The following is a 13,875-nucleotide window of genomic DNA, read 5'->3' as shown; positions in this document are numbered from 1 at the left end:
GGTAGCGGCTGTTATTCGCACGCCTGTCTGTTTGCGTCTGTTGCAAGCGGCGTTGGGACTGTGTGCCTTGCTGGCTGCCTGGCCCTTGAGCGGTGCGTGGCGCGTTGCGGCCGTGCCCGGCCCTGGCCCCGGCCAGATGGTGGGCGCTTATGCGCTGGGCTGGAGCGGTGCACTGCTGAGTGCGGCTGGCGGCGTGTTTTTACTGGCTTTGCTGCGCAGGCGCAGAAAGCCGCACACGCTTGATATTTCGCCGGTTGGCCAGTTGCGGCTGGCGGTATATCTGGAGCATGGCGGAGGGCCAGGGATGGGTGCCAGCGCGGTGATGGGGCCGGCCGATGCGGGGTCGTTGGTGCCGCCAGGGCTGCGCCTTTTGCCGGGCTCGACCCTCTGGCCGTCGCTGCTGGTGCTGTGCCTGGCCGATGCCGTGGGGCGGCGCACGCAGGTGCTGGTGCAGCGCGGCGGCAGCTGCGCCGCCTTCCGCCCGCTGGCCGTGGCGTGCCGGGCCATCGCGGCGCGGAATGGGGAAGAATAAAAATGGGGCGAACACTGAACTTCTTGCAGCGGGCCAACTCTATATCCATACAGGCGCCCACGCTGCATGACTACAGGGACATTGGGCGTGAGGACAGAGCGCGAGTATGATCAGTTACTGGTCGAGCGGGTGCGGGCTGGCGACAAACGGGCATTTGATGTGCTGGTATCGAAATACCAGCGCCGCTTGATGCGCCTTGTGTCGCGCCTTGTGCATGACCCGGCGGAGGCCGAAGATGTGGTGCAGGAAACCTTTATCAAGGCATACCGGGCGCTGCGCCATTTTCGCGGCGATGCCGCCTTTTATACCTGGCTGTACCGCATCGGCATCAATACGGCCAAGAATTATCTTGTCACCCAAGGACGCCGCGCGGCCACGTCCAGCGATACCGACGCCGAGCAGGCGGAGTCCTTCGATGATGGCAATAAATTGCGCGACAACAATACACCCGAATCGGTGCTGGCCAGCAAGCAGATTGCGGCCACCGTCAATGCGGCCATGGATGTACTGCCCATTGAATTGCGCACGGCCATCGTGCTGCGCGAGATCGAGGGCCTGAGCTATGAAGAAATATCGGAGATCATGGCGTGCCCCATCGGCACCGTGCGCAGCCGGATTTTTCGCGCGCGCGAAGTGATTGCGGAGAAATTGAAACCGTTGCTGGACATGCCAATTGACAAGCGCTGGTAATCTGGGAGTATGAGGTTGGCATGGCTGTGTCCGGTTTCCGCACCGATCCCTTTGAAATGGCAGGACCCATCATGGATACGCATACAAGATTGCACGAGACTATTTCCGCCCTGGCCGATGGCGAGCTGGCGGCGAGCGAACTCGAACTGGCTTTTGCGGCCCTCGACACGGATGAGGGGCGGCAGGCCTGGGATGCCTATCGCCATATCGGTGACGTGCTGCGCTCGGAGCAGTGCGGCCATGCATTGAGCGCCCAGTTCGATGTGCGTCTGGCCAGCCGCCTGGCCGCCGAGGCGGCGCCTGAGGGGCTGGCTGCGCATGCCGAGCCGCTGCTGCCGCTGTCCGCCGCCATCGTGCCGCCGGGCGCTGCCGAGCCGCTGGAGGCGGGGCCGCTGGCGCAGCGCTAAGAGACTGTTCGCCATCTTATGCCAGGCTTAACGTTCCTGTCGCCCTCTTGACACTGGCCTTCGGTACGATTGACACTGTGCGCAGGCAAGATTGCTTTTGCGATATATTGTTGCTGCCATGCGCGCTGCCGGGTGTGTTGGCCCCTGGATTCCGTCGTGACGGCCAATCATGCACGCAGGCAATATTCTGATCCGCGGTTTGATCCGTTTCTATATTCGAGAAGATCTTTTTCATGAAAAAAAACATGTGTGCTGCCAGCAAGTCGTTTTCAGTGAAGACGCTTTCCGCCTTATTGTTCGGTACGGCTGGCGTCTTTTTTGCCCCCTCCATGCTGGGCCTGGCGCCACAGGCGCAGGCTGCCGTGCCGGCCGTGAAATTGCCTGATTTCACGGACCTGGTCGACGCCGTCGGCCCGGCCGTCGTGAATATCCGCACCACCGAGCGCCTGAAAATGAACGGCGCCGGCGTCGGCAGCCAGGATGAGCAGGAAATGCAGGAATTCCTGCGCCGCTTCTTTGGCGGCGCCATGCCGACGCCGCGCCAGCAGGCGCCGCGGGGCGGCCGCCGCGCCGTGCCGCAGGAGCAGGAAGTGCAGCGCGGCGTCGGTTCCGGCTTCATCATCTCGGCCGATGGCTACGTGCTGAGCAATGCCCACGTGGTCGACGGCGCCGATGAAGTCTACGTGACCCTGACGGACAAGCGCGAATTCAAGGCCAAGGTGATCGGCGCCGATGCGCGCACCGACGTGGCCCTGCTGAAAATCGAGGGCGGGAACCTGCCGCGCCTGACCATCGGCGACTCGAACAAGATACGCGTGGGCGAGTGGGTTATCGCCATCGGCTCGCCGTTCAACCTGGAAAACTCGGTGACGGCCGGTATCATTTCCGCCAAGTCACGCGACACGGGCGACTATTTGCCCTTGATCCAGAGCGACGTTGCCGTCAATCCCGGCAACTCGGGCGGTCCGCTGATCAATATGCGCGGTGAAGTGATTGGCATCAATTCGCAGATCGCTACCTTGTCCGGCGCCTACAATGGCATTTCGTTTGCCGTGCCCATCGATGAAGCCATGCGCGTGGGCGAGCAGCTGAAAAAGACGGGTAAAGTCGTGCGCGGCCGCATCGGCGTGCAGATCGGCGAAGTGAGCAAGGACGTGGCGGAATCGCTGGGCTTGCCGAATGCCAAGGGCGCGCAAGTGTCGATGGTGGAGCCGGGCGGTCCGGCCGACAAGGCGGGCATCAAGCCGGGCGACATCATCCTGAAATTCAACGGCGCTCAGATCGAGCGCTCTTCCGACCTGCCGCGCCTCGTGGGCGGCGCTGCCGTCAACGGCAAGTCCACGCTCACCGTGTGGCGCAAGGGGACACAGCAGGACATCCCCGTCACCGTCGTCGAGCTGGAAAGCGAGAAAACGGCGAAGAAGAGCGCCAAGGAGCCGGAAGCGCAAGCCGTCAATGCCCTGGGGCTGAAGGTCAGCGACGTGCCGGCCGCGAAGAAGCAGGAACTGAAGATCGACGCGGGCGTGCAGGTCGACGAGGCCGATGGCGTGGCGGCCCTGGCCGGCCTGCGGCCTGGCGATGTGATCTTGCAACTGAATAACGTTGCCGTGAAAGACGCCAGGCAGTTCAATGCGCTGGTCGCCAAGCTCGATCCGAAGAAGACGTCGGCCTTGCTGGTGCGCCGTGGCGACGTGGCGCAATTCGTGTCACTGCGCCCATCGGCGAAGTAACTATGTGATCATCCCGCATTCCGGCTGCGGCCGGGATGCGGTATCCTGCCCGCCATGCACTTCACCCTTTATTCCCGCAGTTATTGCCACCTTTGCCAGGACATGCTCGACGCCTTGCTCCTGCTGCAGCCGCCCGGAAAACCGTTCACGGTGGACGTGATCGACATCGACGCGTCGCCTGATGCAAGCTTGCTGGCCCGTTTCGACGAGCTGGTGCCGGTGCTGTTTGCCGACCTGGCGCAGCCTGAGCTCTGCCATTATTTTCTCGATGAGGCGGCCGTGCGGCGCTGCCTGGTGTAGCTTGATTGGCAATATTGACGCTGCGTTGCACCATTCTGGTGCTCAAAACAGCTGAAAATGTCGGCTTGCCCCGGTGCCGGCCTCATAAGACGGGCTTTCTACTCTGAAATCCGGTAAAATGGGGAGGTCGAAAAAGCTACTGTCCGAGGCAGCAGCTTCTGTCGCTTCAAAAGCGCTCGCCTGGGCATGCAGATGTCCTGCTCGGAGCGCTTTTTTTATCATGAGCGGGGCGCCGGGTTTGGCCCGGGCATGATCCCCTTGATTCCTGTTAAGCAGTGTCGTCACTCGCACATATATTAGTTAATGAACAACATACGCAATTTCTCCATCATCGCCCATATTGACCACGGTAAATCGACCCTGGCTGACCGCATCATTCAATTGTGCGGCGGCTTGTCCGACCGCGAGATGGAGGCGCAGGTGCTCGATTCGATGGATCTGGAGCGCGAGCGCGGCATTACCATCAAGGCGCAAACGGCGGCCCTGCACTACAAGGCGCGCGATGGCCAGATCTACAACCTGAACCTGATCGATACGCCGGGCCACGTCGACTTCAGCTATGAAGTGTCGCGCTCGCTGTCGGCGTGCGAAGGCGCGCTGCTGGTCGTGGACGCGTCGCAAGGCGTGGAAGCGCAAACGGTGGCCAACTGCTACACGGCGCTGGACCTGGGCGTGGAAGTGGTGCCCGTCCTGAACAAGATCGACTTGCCGAACGCGGACCCGCCGAGCGCCATTGCCGAGATCGAAGACGTGATCGGCATCGATGCGGGCGACGCCGTGCATTGCTCGGCCAAGACGGGCTTCGGCGTGCTGGACGTCCTCGAGCAACTGATCGTCAAGGTACCGCCACCGAAGGGCGACCCCGATGCGCCGCTGCAGGCGCTGATCGTCGACTCCTGGTATGACGCCTATGTAGGCGTGGTCATGCTGGTGCGCGTCATCAACGGTACCCTGAAACCGAAAGACAAGATTCGCCTGATGGCCACCGATTCGGTGCAGCTGGTGGAAGACATCGGCGTGTTTTCGCCACGTTCGCAATCCTTGCCGCAATTGTCGGCAGGCCAGGTGGGCTTCATCATCGCCGGCATCAAGGAATTGAAGGCAGCCAAGGTGGGCGACACCGTCACCCTGGCCAACCGTCCTGCCGCCGCGCCATTGCCCGGTTTCAAGGAAGTGCAGCCGCAAGTGTTCGCCGGCCTGTTCCCCGTGGAAGCGAACCAGTACGACGCGCTGCGCGACTCGCTGGAAAAGCTGAAACTGAACGACGCGGCCCTGATGTACGAGCCGGAAGTGTCGCAGGCGCTGGGCTTCGGCTTCCGCTGCGGTTTCCTGGGCTTGCTGCACATGGAAATCGTGCAGGAGCGCCTCGAGCGCGAATTCGACATGGACCTGATCACCACGGCGCCAACCGTGGTGTACGAAGTGATCCAGCGCGACGGCACCATGATCAACGTCGACAACCCGTCGAAGATGCCCGATCCGTCGCGCATCGAGGAAGTGCGCGAGCCTATCGTCACCGTCAATCTGTACATGCCGCAGGAATACGTGGGCTCCGTGATCACCTTGTGTATCGGCAAGCGCGGTATCCAGATGGATATGAGCTACCACGGCCGTCAGGTCAAGCTCGTGTATGAAATGCCGATGGCCGAGATCGTGCTGGACTTCTTCGACCGCCTGAAATCGACGTCGCGCGGCTATGCCTCGATGGATTACGAGTTCAAGGAATACCGCGCGGCCGACGTGGTCAAGGTCGACATGCTGATCAACAGCGAAAAAGTCGATGCGCTGGCCATCATCGTTCACCGTTCGAACAGCCAGTACCGTGGCCGCCAGGTGGCTGCCAAGATGCGCGAACTGATCCCGCGCCAGATGTTCGACGTGGCGATTCAAGCGACCATCGGCGCGAACATCATTTCGCGCGAGAACGTGAAAGCCTTGCGCAAGAACGTGTTGGCCAAGTGCTATGGCGGCGACATCAGCCGCAAGAAAAAATTGCTGGAAAAACAAAAAGCGGGCAAGAAACGCATGAAGCAAGTGGGTTCCGTGGAGATTCCGCAAGAAGCATTCCTGGCAATTTTACAAGTGGATGGTTAATCAATGAACCTGCAAGTGATTTTAGGAAATTTCGCTTTAATCCTGTTCGTGCTGATGGTGTTGACGGGCCTGGTCTGGTGCCTCGATGTGTTTTATCTGTCCAAGCAGCGCCGCAAGGCGGCCGACCGTGCCCTGGCTGAATTTGATGGGCGCCAGTCCAAGCTGGCCGCCGAGGGCATCAAGTCCGATGCGGGCGGCAGCCGCGCGAGCATCGAGGCGGCCCTGTTGCGCCAGCCGACCTGGGTCGAGTATTCGGGCAGCTTCTTCCCCGTCATCGCGCTCGTGTTCTGCTTGCGCTCGTTCCTGTACGAGCCATTCAAGATCCCGTCGAGCTCGATGGTGCCGACCTTGCTGGTGGGCGATCTGATCCTGGTGAACAAGTTCACCTATGGTATTCGTTTGCCGATCGTCAACAAGCGCATCATTGAAGTCAACGATCCGCAGCGCGGCGACGTGATGGTGTTCAAGTATCCGAAAGATATGTCGCAAGACTATATCAAGCGTGTGATCGGTGTGCCCGGTGATAAAATCACCTATGAAAACAAGCGCTTGACGGTCAACGGCAAGGAAGTGGCGTACACGCCGCTGGACGACTACCTGGACGATGAAAGCACGGTCTACCACAAGCAGCTGGAAGAAAATCTGACGGGCGTCAGCCACCGCATCCTCAACGACGAGCCCGCTCCTACGTTGAACTTGCGCGAAGTGAAGGATTTCCCGCACAAGGATGCGTGCGACTACAACGAAGACGGTTTTACGTGTGTAGTGCCACAAGGCAATTACTTCATGATGGGCGACAACCGCGACAATAGCGCGGACAGCCGCTACTGGGGCTTCGTGCCGAACGAGAACATCGTCGGCAAGGCTTTCCTCGTGTGGATGAACTTCAGCAATCCGAAACGTGTGGGCGGCATACACTAGGCCGCCCCTATGGCTGCCGCGCCGATTCCCCGCGCGGCGGCCAGCCGAATTACTCAGATGACACAGAAACAACAATGAATCTTCAGCTATTGCAAACCCGTTTAGGCTATACGTTCCAGGATGCTGGCCTGTTGCAGCAAGCCTTGACGCATCGTAGCCACAGCAGTTTGCATAACGAGCGGCTGGAATTCCTCGGCGACTCCATCCTCAACTGCGTGGTCGCTTCCATCCTGTACGAACGTTTCAAGTCCATCGACGAGGGTGATCTGTCGCGCCTGCGCGCCAACCTGGTCAAGCAGCAGTCGCTGTATGAAATCGCGCAAAAGCTGGAATTGTCGCAATTCTTGCGTCTGGGCGAAGGCGAGCTGAAATCGGGCGGTTTCCGCCGTCCATCGATCCTTGCCGACACCCTGGAAGCTTTGCTGGGCGCCATCTTCCTCGACACGGGTTTCGATGCGGCCAGCACGGTGATCCGCGCGTTCTACATTCCCATCCTCGACTCGGTCGATCCGCAAACCCTGGGCAAGGATGCCAAGACCCTGCTGCAGGAGTTTTTGCAAAGCAAGAAAATTTCGCTGCCACAGTACAACGTGGTCGCTACCCACGGCGCCGCCCACAGCCAGGAATTCGAGATCGAATGCCTGGTGCCGAAATTGAACATCCAGGTCTACGGCCGTGGCGGAAGCCGCCGCGCCGGTGAGCAAGCCGCCGCCAAACTGGCGCTGGACGTGGCCGAGCAGGCGCTGTTGAAGTCGCCTGCCGCCAGCCGCAAGCCCAAACCGCGCGCCGCCCAGCTCAAGCTGGCCGGCATTGCCACCATCCAGAGCGACGACGCGCAAGCCCCGGCTGCCCCGGCGATCGCCGCTCACACTAAACAGAATCGACACTAGCATGACAGCCACCAAAATGCCCGACAACTTCCGCTGCGGCTATATCGCCATCGTGGGCCGCCCCAACGTGGGCAAATCGACCCTGATGAACGTGCTGATCGGCGCGAAGGTCAGCATCACTTCGCGCAAGGCGCAAACGACGCGCCACCGCATCACGGGCATCCAGACGGTGCCGGACGCGCAATTCATCTACGTCGACACGCCCGGCTTCCAGACGCGCCATTCGAACGCGCTGAACAAGACGCTGAACAAGACCGTCACGAACACCCTGATTTCCTCGGACGTGATTTTGTACGTGATCGAGGCGGGCACGTTTGGCCCGGCCGACCAGCAAGTGATGGACTTGCTGCCGAAGGAAGTGCCGTGCATCCTCGTCATCAACAAGTCGGACCGCGTGAAAGACAAGGCCGTGCTGCTGCCGTTCGCGCAAAAGATCGCCGCCATGCGCGACTTCGCCGCCATCGTGCCCGTCTCGGCCAAGCTGCACTTCCAGCTGGAAGGCTTGCAGAACGAGATCAAACGCTTCTTGCCGGAAAACCAGCCGATCTTTGGCCCGGACGACATCACGGACCGCAGCGAAAAATTCCTCGCTTCGGAAATCGTGCGCGAAAAGCTGTTCCGCTTTGTCGGCGACGAACTGCCGTACACGAGCACCGTGCTGATCGAGAAATTCGAGCAGGAAGGCGATCTGCGCCGTGTGTTCGCCGCCATCCTGGTCGAACGCGATACGCACAAGTCCATGATTATCGGCAACAAGGGCGCGCGCCTGAAGGAAGTCTCCACCCAGGCCCGCCTGGATATGGAAAAGCTGTTCGGCGGCCCCGTGTACCTGGAAATCTGGGTCAAGGTCAAGTCGGGCTGGGCCGACAACGAGGCGGGCTTGCGCGCCTACGGCTACGAGTAATCCGCAACCCGGGGGCGACGCCACACGCATGAGCACCACCACGCCAGCGCTGCACGATCCTGCGCCAGCCTCCCTCGTTGTCCCCGCGCCGGCGGCCATTGCGCCGCCGGCAGCAACTCCCGCATCCGCCGCGCCCCGGCGCAGCCGTCCGCCCGCGCGCGACGGCAAGGTCACGGGCCAGCCAGCGTTCGTGCTGCACAGCTATCCGCATAAAGAAACCAGCCTCATCGTCGACGTGTTTACGCGCGAATATGGCCGCATCGCGCTCGTCGCCAAGGGCGCCAAGCGGCCCCATTCGCAGTTGCGCGGCGTGCTGCAGACGTTCCAGCCGCTGCAGGCGGGCTGGACGGGCAAGTCCGAACTGCGCATCCTCACGGGCGCCGAGTGGGTGGGTGGCATGTTGCCGCTGGAAAAGACCGCCTTGCTGTGCGGCTTTTATCTGAACGAATTGCTCGTGAAACTGCTGGCGCGCGACGACCCGCATCCCGTCCTGTTCGACCACTACGTTGCCACCTTGAATCAACTGGCGCACAATGAGCCGCCGCCCATCGTGCTGCGCAAGTTCGAGCGCGCCCTGCTCAAGGAAACGGGCGTGGCGGCCGACCTGACGCGCTGCACGGGCACGCGCCAGGCCGTCGATGCGGGGCAGGTGTACGTGGTCGATCCGGAACGGGGACCGCGCCCGGCGCGCGCCGCCGACGCCTGGCCGAAGATCACGGGCAAGACCCTGCTCGACATGGAGCGCGAAGATTATCTTGACGTGGCCACGCAGGCGCAAAGCAAGCTGCTGATGCGTTTTTTGCTGGCCCATCAACTGGGTGGCGCCACCTTGAATACGCGCCAGATACTGATCGATTTAATGCAGCTGTAATAGATTTCAGCACTTTACGGACACCATCATATGAGCTTTTTGCAGCCTTCCGGCCCCGTCATCGACCTGGGCGTCAATATCGACCACGTGGCCACCCTGCGCAATGCGCGCGGCACCGCCTATCCGGACCCGATCCGCGCGGCCCTGCTGGCCGAGCAGGCGGGTGCCGACGCCATCACCCTGCATTTGCGCGAAGACCGCCGCCACATCAAGGATGCGGACGTCATCGCCATCGCGCCGCAATTGCTCACGCGCATGAACCTGGAAGCGGCCGTGACGCAGGAAATGATCGATTTCGCCTGCCGCATCCGCCCGGCGGATGTCTGCCTGGTACCGGAAAAGCGCACGGAAGTGACGACGGAAGGGGGCCTGGACGTGGTGCGCTATTTCAAGGAAGTGCGGGCGGCGGTGCAACAATTGCAAGGCGAGGGCATCCGCGTGAGCCTGTTCATCGATGCGGACGAGCAGCAGATCGCCGCCGCAGCTGAATTGGGCGCACCCGTGATCGAGTTGCACACGGGCCGCTACGCCGATACCGAGGGCGCCGAGCAATTGGCCGAGCTGGAGCGCATCAAGGCGGGCGTGCTGTTCGGCGTGGGCCGCGGCTTGAAAGTCAACGCGGGCCACGGCTTGCATTACACCAACGTGCAGGCGATCGCCGCCATTCCCGATATTGCGGAACTGAACATCGGCCACGCCATCGTCGCGCATGCCGTGTTTGTCGGCTGGGAAAACGCCGTGCGCGAAATGAAGGCCATCATGGTGGCAACGCGCCTCGCCGGCAAAGCATAAGCGCGCACAAAGGAGGCAGCATGATTTACGGCATCGGCACCGATATCTGCAAGATCCCCCGCATCGAGGCGGCCCTGGCGCGCCACGGCGAGCGTTTCGCGAAAAAGATACTGGGACCGCAGGAATTGGAAAAGTTCCGCGTCCGCAGCGCCAGGAGTGCCGTGCGCGGCGTGCGCTTCCTCGCCACCCGCTTCGCGGCCAAGGAGGCGTTTTCCAAGGCCATCGGCCTGGGCTTGCGCATGCCGATGACCTGGCCCGCCGCGCAGATGCTGAACCACCCGAGCGGCAAGCCGATGATCGTCTGCAGCGGCGTGCTGGCGGACTTCATGGAGAAAAACCGCCTGAGCGCGCAAGTGACGATCAGCGATGAAGAAGAGTATGCCGTGGCGTTTGTGATTGTGGAGCAAGCGCCGTAATGCAGACGACTGCCGGGGTCAGTCTTTTCGATCGGAATGCGTCCCACTGCGACGTATTCCCCCGGCGGGTCTGACCCCTTTAAGAGCCAGCAATGACCGAAGCAAGCCCAGAACCGACCCTGCAATCCACCGTGGCGGAGACGCCGCCCGACCCGCGCGCGCAGGTGCTGGCCACCGTCGCCAAGCTGCCGAACCTGCCCGGCGTGTACCGCTATTTCGACGCCGCCGACAAGGTGCTGTACGTCGGCAAGGCGCGCGACCTGAAAAAGCGTGTCTCCAGTTATTTCCAGAAGAACCTGGCCAGCCCCCGCATCGCCATGATGGTCGAGCGCATCGCGCGCCTGGAAACGACCGTCACGCACAGCGAGGCGGAAGCCCTGATCCTGGAAAACAATCTGATCAAGGCGCTGCAGCCGCGCTACAACATCCTGTTCCGCGATGATAAATCGTATCCGTATTTGAAAATCACGAATGGCGATGCGCCGCGCATGGTGTATTACCGGGGCGCGGTGGACAAGAAAAACCAGTATTTCGGGCCGTTCCCCAGTTCCTGGGCCGTCAAGGAATCGATGCAGATCCTGCAAAAGGTATTCCTGATTCGCACCTGCGAGGACAGCGTCTACGCGAACCGCACGCGGCCCTGCCTGCTGCACCAGATCGGCCGCTGCAGCGCGCCGTGCGTGGACCTGATCAGCAAGGAAGATTACAAGAACGACGTGGAAAACGCGGCGCGCTTCCTGCGCGGGCGCCAGAGCGAAGTGCTGGCCGACCTGGAAACGAAGATGCATGCGTTTGCCGCCGAATTGAAATTCGAGCAGGCCGTGGTGGTGCGCAACCAGATCGCTTCGCTGTCGCGCGTGCTGCACCAGCAAAGCATGGAAACGACGGGCGACGCCGATGTCGACATCCTCGCCGTGCTGGTGCAGGGCGGGCGCGCCTGCGTCAACCTGGCCATGGTGCGCGGCGGACGCCACCTGGGCGACCGCGCGTATTTCCCCAGCCAGCTCAGCGATGCGGCGGCGATTGCCGAAGAACCTATCGAGGTGGAAGTGCTGGCCGCCTTCCTGGCCCAGCACTACACGGAAAAATTCATCCCCGGCACCCTGATCCTGAATATCGAATTCGACCAGCCGGCCCTGATGGTGGCGCTGATGGAGCAGTGCGGCCACCGCATCAATCTGATCTTCCAGCCGCAGGGGCAACGCCGCCAGTGGCTGGAGATGGCACAGAAGGGCGCCGAGATTTCGCTGGCGCGCCTGTTGTCCGAGCAGGGTTCGCAGCAATCGCGCACGCGCGCGCTGGCCGAAGCGCTGCGCCTGGAAACGGAAGATCTCGACAGCCTGCGCGTCGAGTGTTTCGACATCAGCCACACACAGGGCGAGGCGACGCAGGCCTCGTGCGTCGTGTTCCACCACCACGCCATGCAGAATGGCGAATACCGGCGCTACAACATCAACGACATCACGCCCGGCGACGATTACGCGGCCATGCGCCAGGTCCTCATGCGCCGTTACGAAAAGGTGGCGAATGGCGACGGCGTGATGCCGGACGTGGTCTTGATTGACGGCGGCAAGGGACAGATCGAGATGGCGCGCCAGGTGTTTGCCGAGCTGGGACTCGATATCAGCTTGATTGTCGGCGTGGCCAAGGGAGAAGGGCGCAAGGTGGGCCTGGAAACCCTGCTGTTCGTCGATGGCCGCGCGGCGCAGGAACTGGGCAAGGAATCGGCGGCCCTGATGCTGATCGCGCAAATCCGCGACGAGGCGCACCGCTTTGCCATTACCGGCATGCGCGCCAAGCGGGCCAAGACGCGCCAGACGTCGCGCCTGGAAGAGATCGAAGGCATCGGCGCCAAGCGCCGCCAGAAACTGCTGTCGCGCTTTGGCGGCTTGCGCGGCGTCGTCGACGCCAGTGTCGAGGATCTGATGTCGGTGGAGGGGATTTCCACGCAACTGGCGGAAGAGATCTACAAGCAATTACATTGATGGATCATTGGCCAGGTCCGGCGCCGCGGCAAGCGGACTAGGCTAATACCCCGGGGCCATGTAGACTAAGTAATCCTCAGGAAATTATTGTGAATTTATGACGAACAGAACCGGATGCTATGCAAGGCGCCCGCTGCGACGCAGTGCGAGCACTGCCAGCAGCGGGCAACGCCACAGGGCGCCGGTTATGGAAGTCAGAAATCACCATAATTTATTGGGGGTTACTCAGGTGGCCTTTCTTCACGCTTTCTTCATGTTCAATTTACCCGTCGGCCGATTGCTCTCTTATGCCTTTTAATATTCCCATCTTTTTGACCTGGCTGCGCGTGGCCCTGATACCGCTCGTCGTCGGCGTGTTTTATTTGCCGCCGTCGATGCTGCTGCATGGCGACCAGAACCTGGTTGCCACCCTGGTCTTCATCGTTGCGGCCGTGACCGACTGGTTCGATGGTTTCCTCGCGCGGCGCTGGAACCAGACCTCGGCCTTCGGCGCCTTCCTCGACCCCGTGGCCGACAAGCTGATGGTGGCGGGCGCCTTGCTGGTGCTGGTGCAGCTGGACCGTGTCAATGCCGTGCTGGCCTTCATCATCATCGGCCGCGAAATCACGATTTCCGCGCTGCGCGAATGGATGGCGCAGATCGGCGCATCGAAATCGGTGGCCGTCAGCTCGATCGGCAAGATCAAGACGGCCGCGCAAATGACGGCCATTCCCTTGCTGCTGTACCACGAAGTGATCTTTGGCGCGATCGATACCCACGTGTGGGGCGAGAAGCTGCTGTGGATCGCCTGCGTGCTGACAGTGTGGTCGATGTTCTATTACTTGCGCCTGGCATGGCCGCTCATCAAGGAAAAAGCGGGCAACTTGCACTGAGGCCACTCCGCCTAGCTACTGCGCAGCTCACTCTCGCGTCTCCGTTGCTCGCTGTACCTTCGTACAGCTGCGCTACTCAACACGATATTGAGCTTGCTCGCTACGTTATTCGGAGGACCTCAAGCCGGTATCGACGGCTTTCTTCGGAATATTTTGCAAAAGACCAGATATTGCCCGTTGACAGCCCCTGTAATCCCTCTATAATGCTGGCCTGTTGTTGATGACGCGGGAGTAGCTCAGTTGGTAGAGCGCAACCTTGCCAAGGTTGAGGTCGAGAGTTCGAGACTCTTCTCCCGCTCCAGTTTTCTGGATCGTGTCATAGGTAAAAACAGCAAATGCGGTAAAAAGTAGTACTGGCGATGTAGTAGAGCTTCTGATACAATGTTGTCCACTGCGGGAGTAGCTCAGTTGGTAGAGCGCAACCTTGCCAAGGTTGAGGTCGAGAGTTCGAGACTCTTCTCCCGCTCCAGA

14 protein-coding genes and 2 tRNA genes are annotated in these 13,875 nt (G+C 61.2%); all 16 read left to right on the top strand.

The features are described 5' to 3' along the window. Positions 1 to 304: 304 nt before the first annotated feature. The gene (locus IGS55_RS15480) at positions 305 to 532 is read left to right on the top strand and encodes a hypothetical protein (RefSeq protein ID WP_230516373.1); all 228 of its coding nucleotides are present in this window, start codon (positions 305 to 307) and stop codon (positions 530 to 532) included. A gap of 66 nt (positions 533 to 598) precedes the next feature. Beyond that, entirely contained in the window at positions 599 to 1,222 is a 624-nt protein-coding gene (rpoE, locus tag IGS55_RS15475) for an RNA polymerase sigma factor RpoE (protein WP_230516372.1), read from the top strand. A gap of 71 nt (positions 1,223 to 1,293) precedes the next feature. Beyond that, positions 1,294 to 1,629 (top strand): sigma-E factor negative regulatory protein, encoded by a 336-nt coding sequence (locus IGS55_RS15470; protein WP_230516371.1) that lies wholly within the window; start codon positions 1,294 to 1,296, stop codon positions 1,627 to 1,629. A 233-nt stretch (positions 1,630 to 1,862) separates the two neighbouring features. Then, positions 1,863 to 3,359, top strand: a complete 1,497-nt coding sequence (locus tag IGS55_RS15465) for a DegQ family serine endoprotease (RefSeq protein ID WP_442908166.1) — start codon at positions 1,863 to 1,865, stop codon at positions 3,357 to 3,359. 54 nt (positions 3,360 to 3,413) lie between these two features. Next, positions 3,414 to 3,659, top strand: coding sequence for a glutaredoxin family protein (locus IGS55_RS15460; RefSeq protein ID WP_128142576.1), 246 nt, complete (start codon positions 3,414 to 3,416; stop codon positions 3,657 to 3,659). A 303-nt stretch (positions 3,660 to 3,962) separates the two neighbouring features. Then, positions 3,963 to 5,753: a translation elongation factor 4 gene (gene lepA / locus IGS55_RS15455; protein WP_034749621.1), complete on the top strand. Its 1,791-nt coding sequence runs from the start codon at positions 3,963 to 3,965 to the stop codon at positions 5,751 to 5,753. A 3-nt stretch (positions 5,754 to 5,756) separates the two neighbouring features. Beyond that, a complete protein-coding gene (gene lepB, locus IGS55_RS15450; RefSeq protein ID WP_230516370.1) occupies positions 5,757 to 6,674 on the top strand; it encodes a signal peptidase I in 918 nt (305 codons plus the stop codon). Between the two features lie 74 nt (positions 6,675 to 6,748). Then, complete coding sequence (rnc, locus tag IGS55_RS15445; RefSeq protein WP_034749615.1) at positions 6,749 to 7,564, top strand: ribonuclease III; 816 nt, start codon at positions 6,749 to 6,751, stop codon at positions 7,562 to 7,564. Position 7,565: 1 nt separating this feature from the next. Then, entirely contained in the window at positions 7,566 to 8,468 is a 903-nt protein-coding gene (gene era / locus IGS55_RS15440) for a GTPase Era (RefSeq protein WP_034749612.1), read from the top strand. A gap of 28 nt (positions 8,469 to 8,496) precedes the next feature. Next, a complete protein-coding gene (gene recO / locus IGS55_RS15435) occupies positions 8,497 to 9,339 on the top strand; it encodes a DNA repair protein RecO (RefSeq protein ID WP_046683973.1) in 843 nt (280 codons plus the stop codon). 30 nt (positions 9,340 to 9,369) lie between these two features. After that, a complete protein-coding gene (pdxJ, locus tag IGS55_RS15430) occupies positions 9,370 to 10,131 on the top strand; it encodes a pyridoxine 5'-phosphate synthase (protein WP_230516369.1) in 762 nt (253 codons plus the stop codon). A 20-nt stretch (positions 10,132 to 10,151) separates the two neighbouring features. Further along, entirely contained in the window at positions 10,152 to 10,547 is a 396-nt protein-coding gene (acpS, locus tag IGS55_RS15425) for a holo-ACP synthase (protein WP_230516368.1), read from the top strand. 92 nt (positions 10,548 to 10,639) lie between these two features. Next, a complete protein-coding gene (gene uvrC / locus IGS55_RS15420; RefSeq protein WP_230516367.1) occupies positions 10,640 to 12,532 on the top strand; it encodes an excinuclease ABC subunit UvrC in 1,893 nt (630 codons plus the stop codon). Positions 12,533 to 12,819: 287 nt separating this feature from the next. Further along, the gene (gene pgsA, locus IGS55_RS15415) at positions 12,820 to 13,404 is read left to right on the top strand and encodes a CDP-diacylglycerol--glycerol-3-phosphate 3-phosphatidyltransferase (RefSeq protein WP_230516366.1); all 585 of its coding nucleotides are present in this window, start codon (positions 12,820 to 12,822) and stop codon (positions 13,402 to 13,404) included. Positions 13,405 to 13,629: 225 nt separating this feature from the next. Further along, positions 13,630 to 13,705: transfer RNA gene (locus IGS55_RS15410), tRNA-Gly, on the top strand. A 92-nt stretch (positions 13,706 to 13,797) separates the two neighbouring features. Then, a tRNA-Gly gene (locus tag IGS55_RS15405) sits at positions 13,798 to 13,873 on the top strand. Positions 13,874 to 13,875 lie beyond the last annotated feature (2 nt).

Source organism: Janthinobacterium sp. EB271-G4-3-2 (assembly GCF_020858035.1).
Taxonomy (GTDB): domain Bacteria; phylum Pseudomonadota; class Gammaproteobacteria; order Burkholderiales; family Burkholderiaceae_D; genus Janthinobacterium; species Janthinobacterium aestuarii.
Note: the sequence above shows the minus strand (reverse complement) of the source record. Positions and strands in the feature narration are given on the sequence as shown.

Coding starts and splice junctions, on each gene's coding strand:
- IGS55_RS15480 (WP_230516373.1), top strand. CDS start 305: ATGGGTGCCAGCGCGGTGATGGGGCCGGCCGATGCGGGGTCGTTGGTG.
- rpoE (WP_230516372.1), top strand. CDS start 599: ATGACTACAGGGACATTGGGCGTGAGGACAGAGCGCGAGTATGATCAG.
- IGS55_RS15470 (WP_230516371.1), top strand. CDS start 1,294: ATGGATACGCATACAAGATTGCACGAGACTATTTCCGCCCTGGCCGAT.
- IGS55_RS15465 (WP_442908166.1), top strand. CDS start 1,863: ATGAAAAAAAACATGTGTGCTGCCAGCAAGTCGTTTTCAGTGAAGACG.
- IGS55_RS15460 (WP_128142576.1), top strand. CDS start 3,414: ATGCACTTCACCCTTTATTCCCGCAGTTATTGCCACCTTTGCCAGGAC.
- lepA (WP_034749621.1), top strand. CDS start 3,963: ATGAACAACATACGCAATTTCTCCATCATCGCCCATATTGACCACGGT.
- lepB (WP_230516370.1), top strand. CDS start 5,757: ATGAACCTGCAAGTGATTTTAGGAAATTTCGCTTTAATCCTGTTCGTG.
- rnc (WP_034749615.1), top strand. CDS start 6,749: ATGAATCTTCAGCTATTGCAAACCCGTTTAGGCTATACGTTCCAGGAT.
- era (WP_034749612.1), top strand. CDS start 7,566: ATGACAGCCACCAAAATGCCCGACAACTTCCGCTGCGGCTATATCGCC.
- recO (WP_046683973.1), top strand. CDS start 8,497: ATGAGCACCACCACGCCAGCGCTGCACGATCCTGCGCCAGCCTCCCTC.
- pdxJ (WP_230516369.1), top strand. CDS start 9,370: ATGAGCTTTTTGCAGCCTTCCGGCCCCGTCATCGACCTGGGCGTCAAT.
- acpS (WP_230516368.1), top strand. CDS start 10,152: ATGATTTACGGCATCGGCACCGATATCTGCAAGATCCCCCGCATCGAG.
- uvrC (WP_230516367.1), top strand. CDS start 10,640: ATGACCGAAGCAAGCCCAGAACCGACCCTGCAATCCACCGTGGCGGAG.
- pgsA (WP_230516366.1), top strand. CDS start 12,820: ATGCCTTTTAATATTCCCATCTTTTTGACCTGGCTGCGCGTGGCCCTG.